The 21,626-nt window shown below is 50.4% G+C and carries 17 protein-coding genes; 6 read left to right on the forward strand and 11 right to left on the reverse strand.

Annotation, left to right across the window (positions count from 1 at the left end):
• Nucleotides 1–649 precede the first annotated feature (649 nt).
• Entirely contained in the window at nucleotides 650–1,636 is a 987-nt protein-coding gene (locus tag HMPREF3139_RS09855) for a malate dehydrogenase (protein ID WP_070461844.1), read from the reverse strand.
• A 121-nt stretch (nucleotides 1,637–1,757) separates the two neighbouring features.
• Nucleotides 1,758–2,732 (reverse strand): PhoH family protein, encoded by a 975-nt coding sequence (locus tag HMPREF3139_RS09860; protein WP_004520317.1) that lies wholly within the window; start codon nucleotides 2,730–2,732, stop codon nucleotides 1,758–1,760.
• 102 nt (nucleotides 2,733–2,834) lie between these two features.
• Between HMPREF3139_RS09860 and HMPREF3139_RS09865 the strand changes: the two genes are divergently transcribed.
• The 3 genes from HMPREF3139_RS09865 (at nucleotide 2,835) to rlmB (ending at nucleotide 4,662) form a co-directional block, all read left to right on the forward strand.
• The gene (locus HMPREF3139_RS09865; RefSeq protein WP_070461846.1) at nucleotides 2,835–3,545 is read left to right on the forward strand and encodes an AzlC family ABC transporter permease; all 711 of its coding nucleotides are present in this window, start codon (nucleotides 2,835–2,837) and stop codon (nucleotides 3,543–3,545) included.
• Nucleotides 3,542–3,850, forward strand: a complete 309-nt coding sequence (locus HMPREF3139_RS09870) for an AzlD family protein (RefSeq protein WP_003680717.1) — start codon at nucleotides 3,542–3,544, stop codon at nucleotides 3,848–3,850. The genes HMPREF3139_RS09865 and HMPREF3139_RS09870 overlap by 4 nt, the downstream gene beginning before the upstream one ends.
• A gap of 62 nt (nucleotides 3,851–3,912) precedes the next feature.
• The gene (gene rlmB, locus HMPREF3139_RS09875) at nucleotides 3,913–4,662 is read left to right on the forward strand and encodes a 23S rRNA (guanosine(2251)-2'-O)-methyltransferase RlmB (RefSeq protein ID WP_004520319.1); all 750 of its coding nucleotides are present in this window, start codon (nucleotides 3,913–3,915) and stop codon (nucleotides 4,660–4,662) included.
• A gap of 52 nt (nucleotides 4,663–4,714) precedes the next feature.
• On the opposite strand, the gene HMPREF3139_RS09880 is transcribed toward rlmB, so the two are convergent.
• The 3 genes from HMPREF3139_RS09880 to pdxH form a co-directional block, all read right to left on the reverse strand.
• Nucleotides 4,715–5,128 (reverse strand): hypothetical protein, encoded by a 414-nt coding sequence (locus HMPREF3139_RS09880; protein WP_070461848.1) that lies wholly within the window; start codon nucleotides 5,126–5,128, stop codon nucleotides 4,715–4,717.
• Nucleotides 5,129–5,489: 361 nt separating this feature from the next.
• The gene (locus tag HMPREF3139_RS09885) at nucleotides 5,490–6,548 is read right to left on the reverse strand and encodes a pseudouridine synthase (RefSeq protein ID WP_070461850.1); all 1,059 of its coding nucleotides are present in this window, start codon (nucleotides 6,546–6,548) and stop codon (nucleotides 5,490–5,492) included.
• A 159-nt stretch (nucleotides 6,549–6,707) separates the two neighbouring features.
• A complete protein-coding gene (gene pdxH, locus HMPREF3139_RS09890; protein ID WP_070461852.1) occupies nucleotides 6,708–7,340 on the reverse strand; it encodes a pyridoxamine 5'-phosphate oxidase in 633 nt (210 codons plus the stop codon).
• A gap of 110 nt (nucleotides 7,341–7,450) precedes the next feature.
• Here pdxH and dut point away from each other — a divergent pair, with 110 nt between their 5' ends.
• From dut to guaA, 3 genes are all read left to right on the forward strand, one after another.
• Nucleotides 7,451–7,903: a dUTP diphosphatase gene (gene dut, locus HMPREF3139_RS09895; protein WP_070461854.1), complete on the forward strand. Its 453-nt coding sequence runs from the start codon at nucleotides 7,451–7,453 to the stop codon at nucleotides 7,901–7,903.
• Between the two features lie 186 nt (nucleotides 7,904–8,089).
• Complete coding sequence (locus HMPREF3139_RS09900) at nucleotides 8,090–8,416, forward strand: hypothetical protein (protein ID WP_063067841.1); 327 nt, start codon at nucleotides 8,090–8,092, stop codon at nucleotides 8,414–8,416.
• Between the two features lie 148 nt (nucleotides 8,417–8,564).
• Nucleotides 8,565–10,130 (forward strand): glutamine-hydrolyzing GMP synthase, encoded by a 1,566-nt coding sequence (guaA, locus tag HMPREF3139_RS09905; protein ID WP_070461856.1) that lies wholly within the window; start codon nucleotides 8,565–8,567, stop codon nucleotides 10,128–10,130.
• Nucleotides 10,131–10,199: 69 nt separating this feature from the next.
• Here the strand turns inward: guaA and gloB are convergent, their stop codons facing one another.
• From gloB to HMPREF3139_RS09940, 6 genes are all read right to left on the reverse strand, one after another.
• Nucleotides 10,200–10,949: a hydroxyacylglutathione hydrolase gene (gene gloB, locus HMPREF3139_RS09910; RefSeq protein ID WP_070461858.1), complete on the reverse strand. Its 750-nt coding sequence runs from the start codon at nucleotides 10,947–10,949 to the stop codon at nucleotides 10,200–10,202.
• 23 nt (nucleotides 10,950–10,972) lie between these two features.
• Nucleotides 10,973–12,058, reverse strand: a complete 1,086-nt coding sequence (locus HMPREF3139_RS09915) for a hypothetical protein (RefSeq protein WP_070461860.1) — start codon at nucleotides 12,056–12,058, stop codon at nucleotides 10,973–10,975.
• Nucleotides 12,059–12,869: 811 nt separating this feature from the next.
• The gene (gene purL, locus HMPREF3139_RS09925; protein WP_070461865.1) at nucleotides 12,870–16,880 is read right to left on the reverse strand and encodes a phosphoribosylformylglycinamidine synthase; all 4,011 of its coding nucleotides are present in this window, start codon (nucleotides 16,878–16,880) and stop codon (nucleotides 12,870–12,872) included.
• Nucleotides 16,881–17,186: 306 nt separating this feature from the next.
• Nucleotides 17,187–19,187: a DNA helicase Rep gene (rep, locus tag HMPREF3139_RS09930; protein ID WP_070461867.1), complete on the reverse strand. Its 2,001-nt coding sequence runs from the start codon at nucleotides 19,185–19,187 to the stop codon at nucleotides 17,187–17,189.
• Between the two features lie 90 nt (nucleotides 19,188–19,277).
• Nucleotides 19,278–20,213: a dihydroorotate oxidase gene (locus HMPREF3139_RS09935; RefSeq protein ID WP_004520335.1), complete on the reverse strand. Its 936-nt coding sequence runs from the start codon at nucleotides 20,211–20,213 to the stop codon at nucleotides 19,278–19,280.
• Nucleotides 20,214–20,438: 225 nt separating this feature from the next.
• On the reverse strand, nucleotides 20,439–21,620 hold the full coding sequence (locus tag HMPREF3139_RS09940) for an aspartate aminotransferase family protein (protein ID WP_070461869.1): 1,182 nt from the start codon (nucleotides 21,618–21,620) through the stop codon (nucleotides 20,439–20,441).
• Nucleotides 21,621–21,626: the final 6 nt, after the last annotated feature.

The following is a 21,626-nucleotide window of genomic DNA, read 5'->3' on the forward strand; positions in this document are numbered from 1 at the left end:
GAAATTTGGTTTTCAGACGGCCTTTTTTAAACGCAGAAAAGGTATTGGGTAATTTTCATACTATGAGAACGAGCGCTTTATAAAGAAGCAAAACCATAAGAAACAAAGTTGCAAAAAATTTGTCACATGTTTATAAAATTAGTTTGATAACTATTTTGATATTTTTAATCCTGTTGGGTGTGTATTTCAAGTTTCTAGCTGTAGTTTTTTTGAGTAATGGCAGCGGAAATTTTGGATAATACAACCGTGAGCAAGGAAGGATTGTTTTTTTGCTCACATAGTGTGGCTCATAATCGATAGTGTGGGAACTTTATCTAGGCTGCAATTTTAGGGTGTGACTTTTATAAAAAAGGTGATGTGAATGTTGAAGAAATTTTTAATCCTGTTTTGCGTAGCTTTTATCGGCGCATGCAGTTCCTTTAATGGGGACGGTTTGTCAAATGGCTCATATTCTCAAGGGAAACGGCTTGATCCAAATTGTGATCATTATGCTGTCGGCGGTAGTGGAGGCGGTTGTACACCGGCAGGTCAATGGCATCTTAAAGATAAACAAGGACAAAGAGTTCCATTCTAGCTTTTAAAAATGATTGTAGAATGGGCATTTAATTATTTAGGCCGTCTGAAATTTGGTTTTCAGACGGCCTTTGTTTTAGAGTAGATCCTGGATGGCTGAACGCTCTTCTTCCAATTCGGCCAGCGTGGCGGCAATACGGTATTGGCTGAATTCGTCCGACAAGTCCAAGCCTTGGACGATGCGGTAGCTGCCTTCGTCACAAATAACGGGGAAGCCGAAAACCAAACCTTCAGGAATGCCGTAAGAACCATCTGACGGAACGCCCATCGTTACCCATTTGCCGCTGCTGCCGAGCAGCCAGTCGCGCAGGTGGTAGATGGCGGCATTGGCGGCAGAGGCGGCGGATGATGAACCGCGTGCGGCGATAATGGCGGCACCGCGTCCGGCGATTTTCGGCATGAAGACTTCGGTGTTCCAGTCGGGTTCGGTAATCATGTCTTGGACGGACTCGCCGTTGCTGGTGGCGTAGCGGTAGTCGGCGTACATAGTCGGGCTGTGGTTGCCCCAAACGCACATTTGCTCGATGGAAGTAATCGGGCGGTTGATTTTTTCGGCAATTTGACTGACGGCGCGGTGGTGGTCGAGACGCATCAGGGCGGTGAAATTTTCCGGCGGGATGTCGGGTGCGGACTTCATGGCGATGTAGGCGTTGGTATTGGCCGGATTGCCGACGACGAGGACTTTGACGTTGCGATGGGCAACTTTGTTCAACGCCGCGCCTTGTATTTTGAAAATTTCGGCGTTGGCGTGCAGTAAGTTAGCGCGTTCCATGCCTTGCGTGCGCGGGCGCGCACCAATCAAGAGGGCGATGTCGGCCTCTTTGAAGGCGACTTCGGGATCGTCTGTGGCGAAGATGTCGGCTAGGAGGGGGAAGGCGCAATCCTGCATTTCCATAATCACGCCGCGCAATGCTTGTTGCGCCTGTGGCAGGTCGAGCAGTTGCAGGATAACGGGTTGATCGCGGCCGAGCATGATGCCGCCGGCGATACGGAAGAGGGTGGCGTAGGCGATTTGCCCTGCCGCGCCGGTAACGGCGATTCGGACGGGTGGCTTGAGGGTCATATTTTTCCTTTTGAAGTCGTTGTTTTACTTGATTTTCGGATTATAGCAGTATTATGGGGAGAATGATGTAGTAAGGCCGTCTGAAATTTGATTTTCAGACGGCCTTCAGTGTTTGAAAAGATTATTCGCCGTTTTTCTTTTCAGCTTGTTCTTCTGCTGCTTCATAGGCTTCGACGATTTTCTGCACCAAAGGATGACGGACGACGTCTTCGCTGGTGAAGGTGTGGAAATACAGGCCTTCTACGTCGCGCAGTTTTTCGCGTGCATCTTTCAAGCCGGATTTGATGTTGCGTGGCAGGTCGATTTGGCTGATGTCGCCGGTAATGACTGCTTTGGCACCGAAGCCGATACGGGTCAGGAACATTTTCATTTGTTCGGGCGTGGTATTTTGCGCTTCGTCCAAAATGACATATGCGCCATTTAAGGTACGGCCGCGCATATAGGCCAGCGGCGCAATTTCAATCAAACCTTTTTCCATCAATTTGGTTACGCGGTCGAAACCCATTAAATCATAAAGCGCATCATAAAGCGGTCGCAGGTAGGGATCGACTTTTTGCGCCAAATCGCCCGGCAGGAAGCCTAATTTTTCGCCTGCTTCGACTGCGGGACGCACCAAAACAATGCGTTCGATTTGATGTTTTTCCATGGCATCGACTGCGGCGGCAACGGCAAGATAGGTCTTACCCGTACCGGCAGGGCCTAAGCCGAACACGACATCGTGGTTGAGCAAGGCGCGGATATAGCCGTTTTGACGCGGGGTGCGGCCGCCGATGCTGCCGCGTTTGGTGCGGAAATAGTATTGTTGGTCGTGGTGTTTTTCTTCGTGTTTTTCATCTGCGGTTTTTGCTTCGACGGCCGCGAGGCTGATGGCGTTGTCGTCCAAGTCGCCTTTTTCTGCGGCTTCGGCAAGCGACAGCAAGGCACGGCGGCCAGCATGTGCCAGTTCGCCCATGAAGGTGAAATGTTCGAAGCGGCGGCTGATTTGGATATCAAGGGCTTTGCCTAAGGCTTCGAGATTGCTGTCGAGCGCACCGCACAGGCGTTGCAACACGGTATTGTCAATTTCTTCAAACTGCAGATGGACGGTGTGGGTCATATCGGTTTCCGTAAATAAATCTAATTTTTCCATATTATACCCTTGTTCAGACGGCCTGATTTATAATACGTCGCTTCTTTTTAATAAACCGTTTCAATCAAAATGAATCACACTGCTTCTCCTCAATCGGAATTTCTGCGCGGTATCAAAGAATGTTCTCCCATGCTGATCGGCTTGTTGCCGTGGGCGCTGATTTTGGGCATGCAGGGTGGGCAGAAAGGCATGAGTTGGCTGGAAATGCTGCTGATGACGGGCATGAACTTTGCCGGAGGTTCGGAATTTGCCGCAGTCAATTTGTGGGCAAATCCCTTGCCGATACTGCTGATTGCAACGGTTACGTTTATGATCAATTCGCGCCATATCCTGATGGGTGCGGCGATTGCGCCGTATATGAGGGATATGCCGCTGAAAAAGGCGATGCCCGCGCTGTTTTTTATGTGTGATGAAAGCTGGGCAATGGCGTTTGCTGAAATTCAAAAGCGTAAGGCGGCAGGTTTGCCTGCATTCAATATGCCGTTTTATGCCGGCGTGTGCTTTATTTTGTATGTAACTTGGATTGGTTTTGCGGCGTTTGGTGCGGCAGTAGGTCCAATGTTCGGCGATGTGGCGGCTTGGGGCTTCGGCATGGCGTTTCCTGCGGTGTTTTTGGTGTTGCTGCGCGGGATGTGGAAGAGCTTTGCGGCTTCGCGCCCTTGGTTTGTCAGCCTGATTGTGGCGTGCGCAACCTATTTGATCGTGGATGGCGCATGGTATGTTCCGGCCGGAACGTTATCGGGTTTATTGGTGGCGTATTTGTGGGGAGAGCAAAAATGAAGGATTTGTTGTCGCTGCAATCGTTTTTGCTGTTTTTAAGCATGTTGGCCGTTACTTATTCAACCCGATTAATCGGCTTTTTTGCATTGCGCAACCGTACGTTGAGCCGTCGCGCGCAAGTGGTTATGGAGGCTGCGCCGGGTTGTGTGTTGATTTCTGTGATTGCGCCATATTTTGTGTCGGATAAACCGCATGAGCTGATTGCCATTGCTTTGACGGTATTGGCGGCTAGCCGGTTTTCGATGTTGGTGACGGTATTAATCGGCGTTGGCACTTCGGGCATACTCGGTTATTTGATGAAATAAAAAATTTTCAGACGGCCTTACTTGTTATAATGGCCGTCTGAATTTTTCGATAAAGCAAAAACATGGCAAACCAACGACTCATCTATGGCTTTCACGCCGTCAATGCCCGTTTGTGGCAAAACCCGAAATCAATTACCGAACTCTATATCCAAGAAGGCAAATCCGATGCACGCACCCGCGATGTATTGGATAAAGCGGCCTCTGAAAACGTACGCGTGCATTTTGCTGATGCCGACCGCCTGAATGCCATCAGCAAAGGGGCGCGTCATCAGGGTGTGGTCGGGTTTATCGATGCCTCCAAAAACCATGTTCACTTGGAAGATGTGTTGGAAAACCTGAGCGAACCGCCGTTTTTGCTGGTATTGGACGGCATTACCGACCCGCACAACCTTGGCGCATGCCTGCGTACTGCCGATGCGATGGGCGTACATGCCGTGATTGCGCCCAAAGACAAAAGCGCCGGCCTGAATGCGACTGTCAGCAAAGTTGCCTGTGGCGCGGCGGAAACCGTGCCGTATATTACCGTAACCAATCTTGCCCGTACTTTACGTGAATTAAAAGAGTACGGTATTTGGATTGTCGGCACAGACATGGGCGGCGACTCCGACCTTTACCACTGCGACTTGCCAGACAGCGTGGCTTGGGTAATGGGCAACGAAGGCGAGGGTATGCGCCGCCTGACGCGCGAACATTGCGATATGCTGGTATCGATTCCGATGTTTGGCACGGTAGAAAGCATGAACGTTTCCGTCAGCGCAGGCATGGTATTGAGCGAAACCCGCCGTCAACGCGTGTTGAAATCGGAAAAATAAAAAGTTTAATTAAAAGGCCGTCTGAATGTTTTTCAGACGGCCTTTCAAAATTTTAATGTTGTTCCAAACGTTTGATTTCCGTTTCTTCTAAAACTTCCGCCTCCACCAAAGGAATCGTAACATCGGCATCTGTTGATGGTTTTAAAAGCTCATATACGGTTTTTTTAACGGCTGTTTCAATACGAGAACGCATTGCCCATACAAATAAAAACAATAAGATAAAAAATGAGGTAAAGATAAATAGTCCGTATAGGTAGCTGCCTAAAAGCTGGCCTATATAGAGTGAAAGGCTAAGTAAAACCAAAATGACGGCTACTGCTCCTGTAATGGCGAAGAGTAGGTAGAAAACGCTTGGTGCCGCATATTCAGAAGCCGTTTCTGCCAATTGTTCCTGTTTTTCTCGAACACTGTCGGAAATCGGGTCAATGATGGCTTCACGAAATTTCCGCTTTATAAAATCAAACATAGTTTCCCCTTTTTTATAATGGTTAAAGAAATAGCATTATCTTATAAATAAGAAATTTATGCCAAAGCATTTGGAAATTTGGATGTATTGGGAAGTAGTAAATATACCGATTAGTTGAGATGAAGGGATAGGCTATTATTGAGTACAGCCTTGTGAAGGTTGGAGCAGCTCTGCTTATATTTAATAATAAAGTAGAAAAAATATAAATTATTCAAATATTTAAAATAAATGGAATAAATTTGTAATAATATGTTTTGTGCTAAGAGATTTGAGTTTTAATTCTCTTGATTTTTATGACTAAAGCAAGATGTTATAAGGCTGAGACGATTTTGCAAAAGTCTCAGCCCCGATTTATCTTACATTAACTTTTCTTCCGGCGACGTTCGCCAGGCAGCAGCATATCTGCCCATTTGATGATGTTGGCGACTTCTGCCGGATTGAGTTCGTAGAACTGGCCGCGTTTGAGGCGGTTTGGCAGACCGATGGGGCCAAAGCCTACGCGGACGAGGCGGCTGACGGTCAGGCCTTGGCTTTCAAAAATGCGGCGTACTTCTCGGTTGCGGCCTTCTTTGATGACGACGTTGTACCATTTGTTCGCGCCTTCGCCACCTTGTTCGTAGATGCGTTCGACTTTTGCCAAACCGTCTTCGAGCATCACGCCTTCTTCGGTCAGGACGCGCATTTGTTCGGTGGTCAACTCGCCCAATACGCGCACGGCGTATTCGCGTTCGACTTCAAAGCTGGGGTGGGCAAAGCGTTGAACCAGTTCGCCTGAAGTGGTCAGGATCAAAAGGCCGCTGGTATTGATGTCCAAACGGCCGATGGCTACCCAGCGGCTGCTGGCTGCTTGTGGCAGGCGGTCGAAAATGCTGACGCGGCCTTGCGGGTCGTCGCGGGAAACGATTTCGCCTTCTTGTTTGTAGTAGAGGATGATGCGTGGCAGGCGGTCTGCCCATTTGAGTTTGATGATGCTGCCTTTGACGGTAACATGATCGTCGGGCGTAACTTTTTCACCCAGTTGGGCTACACGGCCGTTGACCGTTACCCAGCCGTTGCTGATCCATTCTTCCATTTCGCGGCGTGAGCCGACGCCGGAAGCAGCCAGGACTTTTTGCAGGCGCTCGGGTTCGAAGCGGGAAAGGTCGCTGCGGCGTTCTTTCAAATCGCGGGCGTGCTCCATGATTTTTTGGTTGGGGTTGCGGACAACCAGTTTTTTGGCTTTGGCAGCACGTTGTTTAGGCGCGGTATTTTGAGCTTTAGGGCCGTCTGAAACTTTTTGGCCGTAAGGTTTGCCTGATGTTTTTCGCTCGTTGTCGGGACGTTTTTTATTGGCAAAGGATTTGGCCGGTTTGGAGGGTTTTTGGGCGGTAGATGATACGCCGTCGCGCCATTGGCGTTTGCTGGAAGGCTGTTTGGACATGATTTTTCCTAACTCGCTTGAAAAAGCGGTTCTTCTGCGGCGGTTGCGGCAGGGGTTGGATTGGGGGAAAAGGCCGTCTGAAAATCAGATTCAGACGGCCTGCCGATGAAAGGCTGTATTGTAACTCAACCAGTAAATTTTTGTTTGAAAATCCGAAAATTATGGTGAAAGGCGTTCGCGTATCCAGTTGCCGTCAACCAGGCGGTATTGGATGCGGTCGTGCAGGCGGCTGGGACGGCCTTGCCAGAATTCGATACGGTCGGGAATAACGAGGTATCCGCCCCAATGCGGCGGGCGGGGAACATGCAGGGGATGTTTGACACCGATGGCCGCGGCTTTGGCCACCAAGACGGCTTTGCTGGAAATCACTTCGCTTTGCGCGCTTGCCCATGCGCCGATACGGCTGGTATACGGGCGGCTTTCAAAATATTCGTCCGAAGCGGCGGCGTCGAGTTTTTCAATGCGTCCTTCAACACGCACTTGGCGTTCGAGTTCCGGCCAGAAAAAAGTCATAGCGGCAAAGGGGTGCGCCGTATAGGAGCGGCCTTTGCGGCTGTGGTAATTGGTAAAGAAAACAAAGCCTTTTGGGTTGACTTCTTTTAGCAGTACCATGCGGCTGTTGGGCCTGCCGTCTTCGCCCACGGCGGCAACGTTGACCGCTGTCGGCTCGTTGACTTCGGCGTGAATGGCTTCGTTCAGCCATTGCTCAAATTGGACAATCGGGTCGGCGTGGCATTCGGCTTCCGACAGCTCGCGCTTGCTGTAATCTTCGCGGATATTGTGCAGATCCATGATTTTCTCCTTAGGTCTGACTGAATCATACTCCGTTTTTTCAGACGGCCTCAAGGGCATTTGTGTATAATCGTAGCCCTTTCCAATATAGAACAATACGGAGTCCTGTCATGCAAACCGAAGTCGAACTGAAAATCTTAAATCCGAAAATGGCCGATTCCCTGCCTGCTTATGCAACGCCCGGTTCCGCCGGTTTGGACTTGCGTGCCTGCCTGGATGAAGCCGTTGTATTGCAGCCGGGCGATGTGTATCTCGTGCCGACCGGTTTGGCGGTGCATTTGGCCAACCCTGCGTATGCAGCCGTTTTGTTGCCGCGTTCTGGCTTGGGTCATAAACACGGTATTGTTTTGGGTAACTTGGTCGGTTTGATTGACTCGGATTATCAAGGCGAATTGAAGGTCTCTCTGGGGAACCGTGGTAAAGAAGCGTTTACCATCGAGCCGATGGAGCGTATCGCACAAATGGTGATTGTGCCAGTTGTCCAAGCCGCGTTTAAGGTTGTGGACGAGTTTGCCGCCAGCGAGCGCGGTGAAGGCGGATTCGGCAGTACCGGCAAAGCCTGATGATTTGAAAGGCCGTCTGTAACAGGATAAATTGAAATATTCGATTTCGGTTTGCCGCTGTTCAGACGGCTTTTTTGTTGTGCCAACCTTTGCATAATTACACACAAGATTGCATTTTTATATCTTGCCTGCATGGCTGACGCACCCAATAATACAGGCCGTCTGAAACCTTTACGGAGCGTTGTTATGTCCCGCCCCTCACTTTTTCTGCCTTTGTTTTTGATTATCTTTGGTGCGATTTGGTTTTTACGCGCTACGGATATTTTGCCTGCGACATCGACAATGATTGCCGGTGCATTAATTATTTTGGGCTTTGCCGTGTTGATTATGGACGGCATCAACAAACAGTCCATTGTTTCCGGCCCGATGCTGGTTTATATCGGTACAGCCATTTATCTGCACATGAGCTACTGGATTTACCTCTCGCCGTTATTGGCCATCGGCATGGTCGTGTTGGGTTGTCTGCTGTTGCTCTCACGCAGCGATATGGTTCCTGAGAAACACACAAAATAGAAAGATGAGAGATTTGGGTTTTGCCCTATAAAGGCCGTCTGAACAATGGTATAATCCGCCGTTTAAGACGGCCTTTTTTATTGTGGTTTAAATTTGAAATTTACCCTCTCGGCCGCACCGTTTTCTTACATTTTGCAAAGTTTTCGCCATGACCCAAGACAAAATCCTTATTCTCGACTTCGGCTCGCAAGTTACCCAGCTGATCGCCCGCCGCGTGCGCGAAGCCCACGTTTACTGCGAACTGCATTCTTTCGATATGCCTTTGGAAGAAATCAAAGCCTTCAACCCGAAAGGCATCATCCTCTCCGGCGGCCCTAATTCTGTATACGAATCCGATTATCAAGCCGATACCGGTATTTTTGATTTGGGCATTCCGGTTTTGGGCATCTGTTACGGCATGCAATTTATGGCGCACCACTTGGGCGGCGAAGTTACCCCGGGCAACCAACGCGAATTCGGTTATGCGCAAGTCAAAACCATCGACAGCGAGCTGACACGCGGCATTCAAGACGATGCGCCAAACACGCTCGACGTATGGATGAGCCATGGCGATAAAGTTTCCAAACTGCCTACCGGCTTCTCTGTCATCGGCGATACCCCGTCTTGCCCGATTGCCATGATGGAAAACGCTGAGAAACAATTCTACGGCATCCAATTCCACCCTGAAGTGACCCACACCAAACAAGGCCGTGCGTTGTTGAACCGCTTTGTCTTGGATATTTGCGGCGCACAACCAAGCTGGACCATGCCGAACTACATCGAAGAAGCCGTTGCCAAAATCCGCGAACAAGTCGGCAGCGACGAAGTGATTTTGGGTTTGTCCGGCGGCGTGGACTCTTCCGTAGCGGCCGCGCTGATTCACCGCGCCATCGGCGACCAACTGACCTGCGTGTTTGTTGACCATGGTCTGTTGCGTTTGAACGAAGGCAAAATGGTGATGGATATGTTTGCCCGTAACTTGGGCGTACGCGTGATTCACGTTGATGCCGAAGAGCAGTTTTTAGCGAAACTTGCCGGCGTGACCGATCCGGAGAAAAAACGCAAAATCATTGGTGCGGAATTTATCGAAGTATTTGATGCTGAAGAGAAAAAACTCACTAACGCCAAATGGTTGGCGCAAGGTACGATTTACCCTGACGTAATCGAATCCGCAGGCGCAAAAACCAAAAAAGCCCATGCCATCAAATCTCACCACAACGTCGGCGGCCTGCCTGAAAACATGAAACTCAAGCTGCTTGAGCCGTTGCGCGACTTGTTCAAAGACGAAGTGCGCGAACTGGGCGTCGCTTTGGGCCTGCCGCGCGAAATGGTGTACCGTCATCCGTTCCCGGGCCCCGGTTTGGGCGTGCGTATCTTGGGCGAAGTGAAAAAAGAATACGCCGACTTGCTCCGTCAAGCAGACGATATTTTCATTCAAGAATTGCGCAATACTACCGATGAAAACGGCACATCTTGGTATGACCTGACCAGCCAAGCCTTTGCCGTATTCCTGCCTGTGAAATCCGTCGGCGTAATGGGCGACGGCCGTACTTACGATTACGTCGTTGCCTTGCGTGCCGTGATTACCAGCGACTTTATGACTGCCCACTGGGCAGAGCTCCCATACTCGCTGCTCGGCCGCGTGTCCAACCGCATCATCAACGAAGTCAAAGGCATCAACCGCGTGGTTTATGATGTCAGCGGTAAACCGCCTGCCACGATTGAATGGGAATAATCCCTAAAGAATAAGGCCGTCTGAACAGATATTGTTCAGACGGCCTTATTCTTTAGGGACTAAGCCCAATTAAAATTGATTTTTCAATTCACGCAAAGCGGCGAAGACTTCGAGTTCGCTGTTTAATTTTCGTCCGCTCAATTCTTCGGCGCGTGCCTGAACTTGGGGCAGGTGTACGCGGAAAAACGGATTGACTTTGCGCTCGTGCGCCAGGCTGACAGGCAGTGTCGGCGTGTGTTCGGCTGCGGACAAGGCCGTCTGAATGTCGGCATTGTCCGGCTCGATATGCTGGGCAAAGCGCAGATTGGAGGCGGTGTATTCGTGCGCCGGATAAAACAGCGTTTCTTCGGGCAGCTGGTTGAATCGGTGGAAGCTGTCGTAAAGCTGCTCGATTGTGCCGGTAAATACGCGGCCGCAACCGGCTGAGAACAAGGTATCGCCGCAGAAAACGTGCAGGCCGTCTGAATTTTCCAACAGATAGCTGATGTGGCGGTCGGTATGGCCGGGGGTTGCCCAAACGGTGACCAAGCCTTCGCTAAATGGGAACTGCGTACCTGCGGTGACGGTATGGGTTGCCACGTCGATGTCGCTTTCGCCATAGATTGGGGATTCTAAAAATCCGTGGAACAGGCTTTTTGCGCCGCCGGTATGGTCGGGGTGCGGATGGGTAATCCATGTTTGCGCCAGCATCAGGCGGTTGTGGACGAGGAATTTCAAAACGGGTGTGGCATCGGACGGATCGACGCAGGCGGCATGGTTGCCTTCTTGAATCATCCAGATGTAGTTGTCGTTTAGGGCTTGGATTGGCGTGATTTTCATATGCTTTCTTCTGGTTGGGGGTTTCAGACGGCCTCTAAATAATCTTTGATTTTAGGGCTTTGGCCGAATACGGCTTCATGAGCCTGATGGATGCACAGTCGGTTGAACAGCAATCTTTGGGTTTGGTCGCCGTCGATAATCCGCACTTGGCCTCGCAGTTTGGGCGCGTCGTGATGAAAAGTATTCTTAAACGCGTGCCAACGGTCGGTTTGCAGATGGACGACGGCAAACATATCGTGCGAAATATTAACGCCGACACTGAATAGCTTGGCCGAGGCTTGCAGGCAGAAACTGCTGTCGCCAAACAGGCACAGCCCCGTGTTTTCAGGATAGCGGAACAATTCGATTTTCACTGCTTCGGGTTCGGCAAAGATGTTGCAAAACAGCCGTTCAAACAACGACGGCTGCGCCACGCCTTCGCTCAACATACCGTAAAGCCCGCCCAGCCAATCGACATAGCCGAGAAAGGTGAAACGGTAGTCCTGCATAATGGCTTCGATGCGCTTGGGGTCGCGTTTGCTGATCAAGCGGACAAATTCAAAACCGACTTCCGGCAGCCGCGCCCGAAGCGTTTGGTGCAGGCGGTGGGCAAACAGGTTTTTGTGGTTGTGCGGATTGCGCAGAATGCCGAGGAATTTCAGCCGCAATATCCGCCACAAGGCATCCGGTACTTTGACGGTATCGGCATTTGCCGTAGTTGTTTTCAGACGGCCTGCAGGTAAGGTACGCAGATGATTGCAGGCCTCTTCGTAGCCGCTTTCATGACGGTTGAACCAGCTTTCCAGATTGTATTGGTTGGCGGAATCTTCGACAAAGGTCAGCGTATAGAGGTTTTTCGCCGCCAAGTTGCCGATGATGTTGACGCTTATCGCTTCGCTGCGGTTTTGTTCTTTGCCGCGGGCTTTTTCGCCAGTATGGAACATTGACAAGGGCAGGCGGTAAACGTTTTGGTTTTGCGGGCTGACCTGCGGATTATGCGCATGCTGTCGCTGCTCGGTTTGAGCGATGAAGTGGTGTTCCTTCGTCGGATTCGCGGTCAACAGGGCGTAAGGCTTTTCTCCGCATTCGGAAAATTCACAATCGCTGAGGATAAAGGCTTGTCGAGTCATAATGTCGGGAAAGGCCGTCTGAATATGTCGATTATAGTTTAAAAGTGGCAATTATACAGAATGACGGCGACGGGTTTGGTCTTTATACGCAAAAGGACGCAAAAAGGTCATCTGAAAACAAATGAGACCTTTGCAAAAAGCCCTTTCACCAGCAGCCGAAACCCAAACACAAGTTTTCGGCTGTTTCCACTCCAATCACTCCTGATTCTACCCAAATATCCCCTTAAACCCCTCCGAATACCTAATAATCGGGCATCCGCCCCACCTTTTAGGCTACAACAGACACACTTAGTCTGTTGGCGGCGTTCAACAAGTTCAGACACATCGCCTTCAGATGGCTTTAAAATATAAGTTATTGTCTCAATTATTCTTTATTAATTTTAGGTATTTTTATAGTTTATCTAGCTTGTGTTTTTTAATAAATTTTATATAGGTCAATAAAATTAATATAATTAGAATATCAAAAATAATAAAAATAGATAATATTTGAGTTATATCATAGGTTATGATTAGTATGTCTTCGGTGACATTCATCATTTCTATCTTATATTTAATTGTTAAATAAATATTTAAAATATAAGCTATTTGACAAATAAGAACTAATGAAACAGAAAATTTTATTAATATCTTGCCTAAGGTGCCCATTTTAATTTCCTATTTATGTTTATACATAAATGAAATGTTGTGCGGTAGTCAATGCAGAAAAGAGTAGTAAGGAAGCATAAAGGCCGTCAGAAAACAGGGAGCGGAAAATTTTGCTTTTCCTGTTTCAGACGGCCTTTCTTAAAGCCTGATCAAATCAAGCTTTTCATTAGCCCAAAGCTTTTCTTGCTCCGGCGAAGAGGCGGTACCAACCGGACAATTCCGTCCAGTCTTCCGGTTTCCAGCTCATTTGCGCGGCACGGTATACGCGTTCCGGATGCGGCATCATGATGGTAACGCGGCCGTCGGCGTTGGTCACACCGGCGATGCCTTGCGGTGAGCCGTTAGGGTTGAGCGGATAAGTTTGGGTCACTTGGTTTTGACCGTCCACATATTGCAGCGCAATGCCCAAATCGGCAGAAATGTTGCCGCCGTGAAGCGCGAAGTCGGCGCGGCCTTCGCCGTGGCTGACCACAACAGGCAGGCTGGAGCCTTGCATTTCGTTCAGAATCAGCGACGCGGATTTCGGAACATGAACCATGCTCAGGCGCGCTTCAAACTGTTCGCTCAGGTTGCGTTTGAATTTAGGCCATGTGTCTGCGCCCGGGATAATCTCGGCAAGGTTGCTGACCATTTGACAGCCGTTGCACACGCCCAATGTCAGCGTGTTCGGGTCGGCGAAGAAGGCGGCAAATTGGTCGCGCAGAGCAGGGTGGAACAGAATCGATTTCGCCCAGCCTTCGCCTGCGCCGAGTACGTCGCCGTAGCTGAAGCCGCCGCACGCCGCCAGCATTTTGAAGTCGGCAAGGTTGACGCGGCCTGCCATCAGGTCGGACATATGCACGTCGTAAGCATCGAATCCGGCGCGGGTAAAGGCGGCGGCCATTTCGATTTGGCCGTTTACGCCCTGTTCGCGCAGGATGGCGATTTTGGGTTTCGCGCTGCTGTTGATAAATGGAGCGGCGATGTCTTCATTCACGTCAAATTTCACGTTGGCAAACAATGCGCTGCGTTCGTTGTCGCCAATCAGGGCAAACTCGCTGTCGGCGCAGGCAGGGTTGTCGCGCAGTTTTTGGATGGCATGGCTGGTTTCCTGCCATGCGCGTTGCAGGTCGGCGCGTGGTTGGTCGAACAGAGTTTCATCGTCAACTGTGATTACAAGACGGTCGGATGTCGGATTGATTGTGCCAATATAATGGCTGGCAAATTTGCCTATCTTGCGCGGAGAGAAGCCTCCCTTGTTTACAAAAAATTCTTTCTTGTCAAATTGCTTGAGTACATAATCAGCATCTTCTGCACGAACTTGTAAAACTGCACCAAGCTCTTCATTAAACAGCGAACGGATTATGTTTTCTTCGGTAGAGATGATAGAACCAGCATTAACAAAGCCTAGGTCGTGGTCAACCTGGGCAGGTGTATAGGTTGCTATCGTGGTTGCAAAAAGTATGCTTCCCAATGTGATATCTAACCCGCAACGCCCCGCAAACGCCATTTCCGCCAGCGTCGCAAACAAGCCGCCGTCGCTGCGGTCGTGATACGCCAAGAGTTTGTCTTCGGCGACAAGCTGTTGAATCACGTTGTAAAACGCTTTCAGACGGCCTGTATCGTCCAAATCAGGTGCATCGCCGGTCATGTTGTTGTAAACCTGACCGAATGCAGAGCCGCCCATACGCGCTTTGCCGTTGCCCAAGTCAACCAGCAGCAATACGCTGTCTTCGACGTTTTTCAACTCAGGCGTAACAGTCTTGCGTACGTCTTCTACTGGAGCAAACGCAGAAATAATCAGGCTCAACGGCGAAACCACGGATTTTTTCTCTTCGCCATCCTGCCACACGGTTTTCATCGACAAACTGTCTTTGCCCACGGGGATGCTCAAATCCAATGCCTGACAGGCTTTAGAAACTGCTTCAACGGTGCGGTAGAGTTTTTCATCTTCGCCCTCGTTGCCGCATGCCGCCATCCAGTTGGCGGAGAGTTTGATGTTGCCGATGTCGCCGATATTGACCGCAGCGATGTTGGTAATGGCTTCGCCGACGCACATTCTGCCCGAAGCAGGCGCGTCAAACAGGGCGACAGTCGGTTTTTCGCCCATAGACATCGCTTCGCCGCGATAGGTATTGAAGCCCATCATGGTAACGGCGCAGTCGGCTACGGGGGTTTGGTATTTGCCGACCATTTGGTCGCGGTGGGTCATGCCGCCGACACTTCGGTCGCCGATGGTAATCAGGAAGTTTTTGGCGGCTACTGTAGGCAGACGCAAAACGCGGTAGGCGGCTTCAGTAATGTCGATATCGCCCACGTTAAACGGTTTTTCAGACGGCGTAACCGTTTTGTCGGTACGCGTGGTTTTGGGCGGTTTGCCGAGCAAGACGTTCAACGGCAAATCGACGGGATTGTTGGAGAATAAATCGTCGCGTACTTTCAAATGACCATCGTCGGTCGCTGTACCGACTACGGCGAACGGGCAGCGTTCGCGTTCGCAGATGGCGCGGAAGGTCTCCAAATCTTTTTCCAAAATGGACAATACATAACGCTCTTGCGATTCGTTACACCAAATCTGCAACGGATTGAGGCCATGTTCTTCCAGCGGCACTTCACGCAGTTTGAATACCGCGCCACGTCCGGCATCGTTGACGAGTTCGGGGAAGGCGTTGGACAGGCCGCCTGCGCCGACGTCGTGGATGGAGATAATCGGGTTTTTGTCGCCAAGCTGCCAGCAACGGTCGATGACTTCTTGCGCGCGGCGCTCGATTTCGGGGTTGCCGCGTTGTACGGAGTTGAAGTCCAAAGACGCGTCGTTTGTGCCGGTGTTCATGGAAGAGGCCGCGCCGCCGCCCAAGCCGATGAGCATACCCGGGCCGCCCAGTTGGATCAGCAATGCGCCTTCGGGGATTTCATCTTTGTGTGTTTGTTGTGCCTGAATGCTGCCCAAGCCGCCGGCAATCATAATCGGTTTGTGATAGCCGCGGACCTGACCGTCAAATTTTTCTTCAAAGGTACGGAAGTAGCCCAAGAGGTTCGGGCGGCCGAATTCGTTGTTGAACGCTGCGCCGCCAATCGGGCCTTCAATCATGATGTCTAGAGGAGAAGCAATATGGCCGGGTTTGCCGTAGGCTTGTTCCCAAGGCTGCTCCAAGCCTGGAATATTCAGGTTGGAGACGGTAAAGCCGGTCAAGCCTGCTTTCGGACGCGAGCCTTTACCTGTTGCGCCTTCATCGCGGATTTCACCGCCCGCACCCGTTGCCGCACCGGCAAACGGCGCGATGGCGGTCGGGTGGTTGTGTGTTTCCACTTTCATGATGATATGGGTGTCTTCCTCGTGGAAACGGTAGCCTTGGTTTTCCGCTGCATTCGGATAGAAACGCTCGATTTTCGCGCCTTCGATCACGGATGAGTTGTCTTTATAGGCAACGACTGTGCCTTCAGGATGCGCATTGTGCGTATCGCGAATCATGCCGAAGAGGGATTTCGGTTGTTTTTCGCCGTTAAGGATGAAGTCGGCGTTGAAGATTTTGTGGCGGCAGTGTTCGCTGTTTGCCTGAGCGAACATCATTAATTCAACATCGGACGGATTGCGGTTTAAAGCCTGATAGTTTTCAACCAGATAATCGATTTCATCGGCCGAAAGCGCCAAGCCCATTTCGGTATTGGCTTTGACCAATGCTTCTTTACCGCCGCCCAATACATCTACGCTGGAGAAGGTTTCCGATTGGATGTGGTGGAACAGTTGCGCCGCTGCATCGATGTCGGTCAACACGCTTTCGGTCATGCGGTCGTGCAACAGGGCTGCCCATTGTTGTTTTTGCCCGTCGGTAAGCGCACCTTCCAACCATACGGCCATGCCGCGTTCGATACGTTCAATGCCTTCCAAACCGCAGTTTTCCGCGATATTGGTTGCTTTGGAAGCCCAAGGAGAAATGGTGCCCAAACGGGGCGTTACCAAAAATAAATGCAAGCCCTCGCGCGCTTTGGGCGTTTGTTCAACGCTTTGCGCTGCCAGTAAGGCTTGCAGTTTTTCGACTGTCGCGGCATCAAGTGTTTTTTCGCTACCGACAAAATACCAAAATTCGCTGCTTAATTTGACTTCGGGCAGGCCGAGTGCGGCTGCTTTTTGAAAGAGTTTTTCAACACGGAAATCGGAAAGGGCGGTTACACCGCGCAAGGGCAGAACAACAGACATGGATTCAGCTCACAAAATGCAGTTGGGGAATCCATTATTATACCTGAAAAATGCAATTTTGCTTGTGAATTTATACTTCAAGTGTTGACAATTTTTGCTTGTAAATTGAAGAGGAATGGAGCAATCGTGTCACTTGATTTTTTATTTTGTACCTGATTATTCGATTATTTTTGTTTATTTTTGAAGAATCGGGAGGAATGGGAATAGATGGGCACAAAGGTATAAAGTAAAAATTATTTGATTGTTGACTTTGACATTTTGCTGACAATAAGGCCGTCTGAAATCCTGTTTTCAGACGGCCTTGCTTTATCCTTTTCTTTTATTTCCCAGCATATCCAGTAAACACGCCAGATTACTTTTTCCTTCTTCCTTGCTCACAATCGGCTCGCCGCCTTTGCGGCCTAGGATTTTGATGTCTTCCTGCGGCATTTCGTCTATAAAGCGGCTCGGCTCGGGGAACTGCCATGTGCCTTGCTTTTTACGTTTGAGGCAGTGGGTCAGCGTAAGTTGGCGTTTGGCACGGGTAATGCCGACGTACATCAGGCGGCGTTCTTCTTCGACATTGTCTTCTTCTATACTGTCATTATGCGGCAAGATGCCTTCTTCGCAACCGACAAGGAAAACGTAGGGATATTCCAAGCCTTTGGAGGCGTGCAGGGTAGAGAGTTTGACGGCATCGACTTCTTCTTCGCTTTTGCCTTCCAAAAGCGTCATCAGGGCGATGGTTTGGGCAAGCTCGATGATGTTTTTACCGTCTTGCTCGCCTTTGCGTTCCAGCCAGCCGGTCAGGTCGGTAACGTTGCGCCATTTGATTTCGCCTGCTTTACCTTCTTCGTTGGCCAACAGGTGGTTTTCGTAGTCGATTTCTTTCAGCAAGTTATGAATAAGCTCGCCTGCTTCGCTGGTTTCGGCTTTGGCGCGGTAGCTTTCAATCATATCCATGAAGGCTTGCAGGTGTTGGCGGTTGGTATGGTTCAACAGGGCAAGCGCTTCTTCGGTTTGCGCGGCTTCATACAGGCTGCATTCGTGTTCGTGCGCGTAGGTATTGAGTTTGCCCAGCGTTACATCGCCGATGCCGCGTTTGGGCGTGGTTACAGCGCGAAGGAAGGCGGGATCGTCGTTGGGATTGGCAAGCAGGCGCAAATAGGACAACACGTCTTTGATTTCGGCTTTGTCGAAAAAACTCTGCCCGCCGGAGAGTTGGTAAGGAACGCGCGCGCTGCGCAAGGCTTCTTCAAAAATCCGCGCCTGATGGTTGCCGCGGTATAACACGGCGAAATCGGCGTATTGGGTTTTGTCGCCACCGACCAGCTTCTGTTTGACGATTTGGCTGACGACCCAGTCGGCTTCGTGTTGCTCGTTTTGGCAGGCAACGACTTTGACGATTTCGCCTTCGCCGAACTGCGACCAAAGTTTTTTCGTGAACAGCTTGGGGTTGTTTTCGATGACTTTGTTGGCGATTTTGAGAATCCGCGTGGTGGAGCGGTAGTTTTGCTCCAATTTGATAACCTTCATCTGTGGATAGTCTTCCTGCATTTTGCGCAGGTTTTCCATGTTCGCGCCGCGCCATGCGTAGATGGACTGGTCGTCGTCGCCGACGGCAGTAAACATACCTTCCGCGCCGGTCAGCAGCTTCATCAGCGTAAATTGGCAGGTGTTGGTGTCCTGACATTCGTCAACCAACAGATAACGCAGCCGCCGCTGCCATTTGTTGCGCACTTCGCTGTTTTGCTGCAACAGCACGGCGGGCAGACGGATTAAGTCGTCGAAGTCCACCGCCTGATAGCTTTGCAGGGTTTCCTGATAGCTCGCATAGACGCGTGCTGTTTGCTCTTCCCACACATTAGAGGCCGTCTGAAGCACGTCTTCGGGCGTTTTCAAATCGTTTTTCCACAGGGAAATCTGATGCTGCGCTTTGAATAAGGCTTCTTTTCCCGTACCGCCCAAAAGTTCGCCGATGATTTTTGCGCTGTCGGTGGAATCGAGGATGGAGAAGTTTTTTTTGTAACCGATATGGTTCGCCTCTTCACGCAAAATCTTCATGCCCAAAGAGTGGAACGTGCAAATCGTCAGCCCGCGCGTTTGCGATTTGGGCAGCATTTTGGCGACGCGCTCCTGCATTTCCGTGGCGGCTTTATTGGTGAAGGTAATCGCGGCAACGGTATGCGGCAGATAGCCGACATTGACAATCAAATGTTTGATTTTTTGCGTAATCACGCCGGTTTTACCGCTGCCAGCGCCGGCAAGCACGAGTAGGGGGCCGCCTAGATATTTGACTGCGGCTTGCTGTTGGGGGTTGAGTTTCATTGAAGGGGAAGACGGGTAATGTGGGGAGCAATTATACAACAAGGCCGTCTGAAATTTTCAGACGGCCTTGGGCGTTTTTTAGAGTAAACCTTATGAAAAATATTTCAATTTGCCTTTGAAGTCTTCCAGTTTTTCGTAGCCTTTTTGCGCCATGATGGCTTTTAATTCAAGGGAAACCCGTTCAAAAATGTCCACACCTTGCTGGTGTAGTGCCGTGCCGATCTGCACCATGCTTGCGCCGCACAAGATGTGTTCAAAAGCATCCCGGCCGCTGTAAACGCCGCCTGTGCCGATAATTTGGATAGATGGATCCAGTCTTTGATAGAACGCGTGGACATTGGCGAGCGCGGTCGGTTTAATGTATTGGCCGCCTATGCCGCCGAAGCCGTTTTTCGGGCGGATCACGACGGATTCGTCTTCGATATACATGCCGTTGCCGATGGAGTTGACACAGTTGACGAATTTTAGGGGATAGCGGTTGAACACTTTCGCCGCTTGATCGAAATGGGCAATATCGAAATACGGCGGCAATTTGATGCCCAAGGGCTTGTCGAAGTAGGTAAAGGCATTATCCAAAATCATCTCGGTGGTTTCAAAGTCGTAGGCAATTTGCGGTTTGCCGGCGACGTTTGGGCAGGATAGGTTGAGTTCGGTAATACCGTTAAACCCGCTATTTTGCACCTTTTCCAACAGGATATGTGTTTCGCCGGGCGACAGGCCGACCAGTGATAGGAAAAATGTCCGTTCCGGCTGAGACTCTTGAAGGGTAAGCAGGTAATCCAGATAGTAATCGATGCCTTGATTCGGCAAGCCCATCGAATTGATGCTGCCGAGAGGGACGTCCCGATAACGCGGCTCGGGGTTGCCTTGACGAGGGGTAAGCGTTGCGGTCTTGGTAATGAAAGTGCCTGCCGAAGACTGTCTGACTGCTTCTAATTCCTCAACAGTCATGCATGACACACCGGCCGCGTTCATCAGGCAGTTGTCAAAAGAAAAACCGGCGATTTGGGTTTTCAACGATACCATCTCCTGCTCCTTTTCTTCGCAAAATCAAATTGTTTGCCAAGCGTAACACGAAGAGGCGGTACGATTTTTAACAAACATCAAATGACAAAGCATGTAGGCGGATGTTGTTTTCAATATTGAAAAAAGGCCGTCTGAAAAACTCAAATAGTCTTTCAGACGGTCTTTACTATATGGAATTAATAGAACCAAAAGCTGTCGGCTGATTTGAATATTGGGTTTTAAAAATCAGGCCAACCATTCGGCTAAGGCCGCTTCAAAACGTTTCAAGCCTTCGGCCATGTCTTCATCGTTCAGCAGCAGGCTGGGAGCAAAGCGCACCACATTGGCACCGGCAACCAGTACCATCAGGCCGTGTTTTAAAGCGGCGGCAGTGATTTCCGATGCCTTGCCTTCGTATTTGTCTGCCAACACGCAGCCGAGCAGCAAGCCCATGCCGCGGACTTCTTTAAATACGCCGGTTTTTTCGCCCAATTCACGCAATGCCGTCTGAAGTTTTTGGCCTTGTTGTTTAACGTGTGCCAATGTTTCGGGGGCATTGATGATGTCGAATGCGCAACTGCCGACGGCACACGCCATTGGGTTGCCGCCGAAGGTCGAGCCATGTGTTCCGGGGCCGAAGGTTGGGGCGATTTTATCGGTTGTCAGAATCGCGCCAATCGGGAAGCCGCCGCCCAAGGCTTTGGCGGAGCTGAGGATATCGGGTGTTACGCCGTAATGCTCGTAGGCAAACAGTTTGCCCGTATGACCCATGCCGGTTTGCACTTCGTCCAAAATCAGCAATGCGCCTTGTTTGTCGCATAAACGGCGTGCGGCTTGCAGATATTCTTGGGTAGCAGGCAGGATGCCGCTTTCGCCCTGAATCGGCTCGATAATCACGGCGCAGGTTTTGTCGCCGATGGCTGCTTCCAATGCGGCAATATCGTTAAATGGAACGTGGGTAATGCCGGCCGGCAGCGGCGCGTAGTCTTTGCTGTATTTGGGCTGGCCGCCGACGGATACGGTAAACAGGGTGCGACCGTGGAAGCTGTTGAGGCAGGAGATGATTTCGGTTTTGTGTTCGCCAAAATGATCGCGGCCGTATTTGCGCGCCAGTTTCAGCGCGGCTTCATTGGCTTCCGCACCGGAGTTACAGAAAAATACTTTGTCGGCAAAGGTGTTTTCGACCAGTTTTTGGGCCAATTCTTGCGCCGGTTGGGTGGTGTAGATATTAGAAATGTGCCAGAGTTTTTGCGACTGCTCGGCCAAGGTTGCGACCAAATCGGGATGGCAATGACCCAGCGCGTTCACAGCAATACCGCCTGACAGGTCAATGTACTCTCGTCCTTCGGTATCCCAAACCCGGCTGCCGATCGCGCGTTCCGGAATCATGGGGGCGAATGAGAAATTGGGCGTCAGGTAGTTTTGCATGTTCTT

It is taken from the genome of Neisseria sp. HMSC15G01 (assembly GCF_001808255.1).
Taxonomy (GTDB): Bacteria; Pseudomonadota; Gammaproteobacteria; order Burkholderiales; family Neisseriaceae; genus Neisseria; species Neisseria subflava_A.

Excerpts from the sequence above, each read along its gene's own strand:
- HMPREF3139_RS09880 (WP_070461848.1), bottom strand. The coding sequence starts at position 5,128 with ATGTTTGATTTTATAAAGCGGAAATTTCGTGAAGCCATCATTGACCCG.
- rlmB (WP_004520319.1), top strand. The coding sequence starts at position 3,913 with ATGGCAAACCAACGACTCATCTATGGCTTTCACGCCGTCAATGCCCGT.
- HMPREF3139_RS09900 (WP_063067841.1), top strand. The coding sequence starts at position 8,090 with ATGTCCCGCCCCTCACTTTTTCTGCCTTTGTTTTTGATTATCTTTGGT.
- HMPREF3139_RS09915 (WP_070461860.1), bottom strand. The coding sequence starts at position 12,058 with ATGACTCGACAAGCCTTTATCCTCAGCGATTGTGAATTTTCCGAATGC.
- gloB (WP_070461858.1), bottom strand. The coding sequence starts at position 10,949 with ATGAAAATCACGCCAATCCAAGCCCTAAACGACAACTACATCTGGATG.
- rep (WP_070461867.1), bottom strand. The coding sequence starts at position 19,187 with ATGAAACTCAACCCCCAACAGCAAGCCGCAGTCAAATATCTAGGCGGC.
- HMPREF3139_RS09940 (WP_070461869.1), bottom strand. The coding sequence starts at position 21,620 with ATGCAAAACTACCTGACGCCCAATTTCTCATTCGCCCCCATGATTCCG.
- HMPREF3139_RS09935 (WP_004520335.1), bottom strand. The coding sequence starts at position 20,213 with ATGGTATCGTTGAAAACCCAAATCGCCGGTTTTTCTTTTGACAACTGC.
- pdxH (WP_070461852.1), bottom strand. The coding sequence starts at position 7,340 with ATGGATCTGCACAATATCCGCGAAGATTACAGCAAGCGCGAGCTGTCG.
- HMPREF3139_RS09870 (WP_003680717.1), top strand. The coding sequence starts at position 3,542 with ATGAAGGATTTGTTGTCGCTGCAATCGTTTTTGCTGTTTTTAAGCATG.
- HMPREF3139_RS09885 (WP_070461850.1), bottom strand. The coding sequence starts at position 6,548 with ATGTCCAAACAGCCTTCCAGCAAACGCCAATGGCGCGACGGCGTATCA.
- HMPREF3139_RS09855 (WP_070461844.1), bottom strand. The coding sequence starts at position 1,636 with ATGACCCTCAAGCCACCCGTCCGAATCGCCGTTACCGGCGCGGCAGGG.
- dut (WP_070461854.1), top strand. The coding sequence starts at position 7,451 with ATGCAAACCGAAGTCGAACTGAAAATCTTAAATCCGAAAATGGCCGAT.
- guaA (WP_070461856.1), top strand. The coding sequence starts at position 8,565 with ATGACCCAAGACAAAATCCTTATTCTCGACTTCGGCTCGCAAGTTACC.
- HMPREF3139_RS09860 (WP_004520317.1), bottom strand. The coding sequence starts at position 2,732 with ATGACCCACACCGTCCATCTGCAGTTTGAAGAAATTGACAATACCGTG.
- HMPREF3139_RS09865 (WP_070461846.1), top strand. The coding sequence starts at position 2,835 with ATGAATCACACTGCTTCTCCTCAATCGGAATTTCTGCGCGGTATCAAA.
- purL (WP_070461865.1), bottom strand. The coding sequence starts at position 16,880 with ATGTCTGTTGTTCTGCCCTTGCGCGGTGTAACCGCCCTTTCCGATTTC.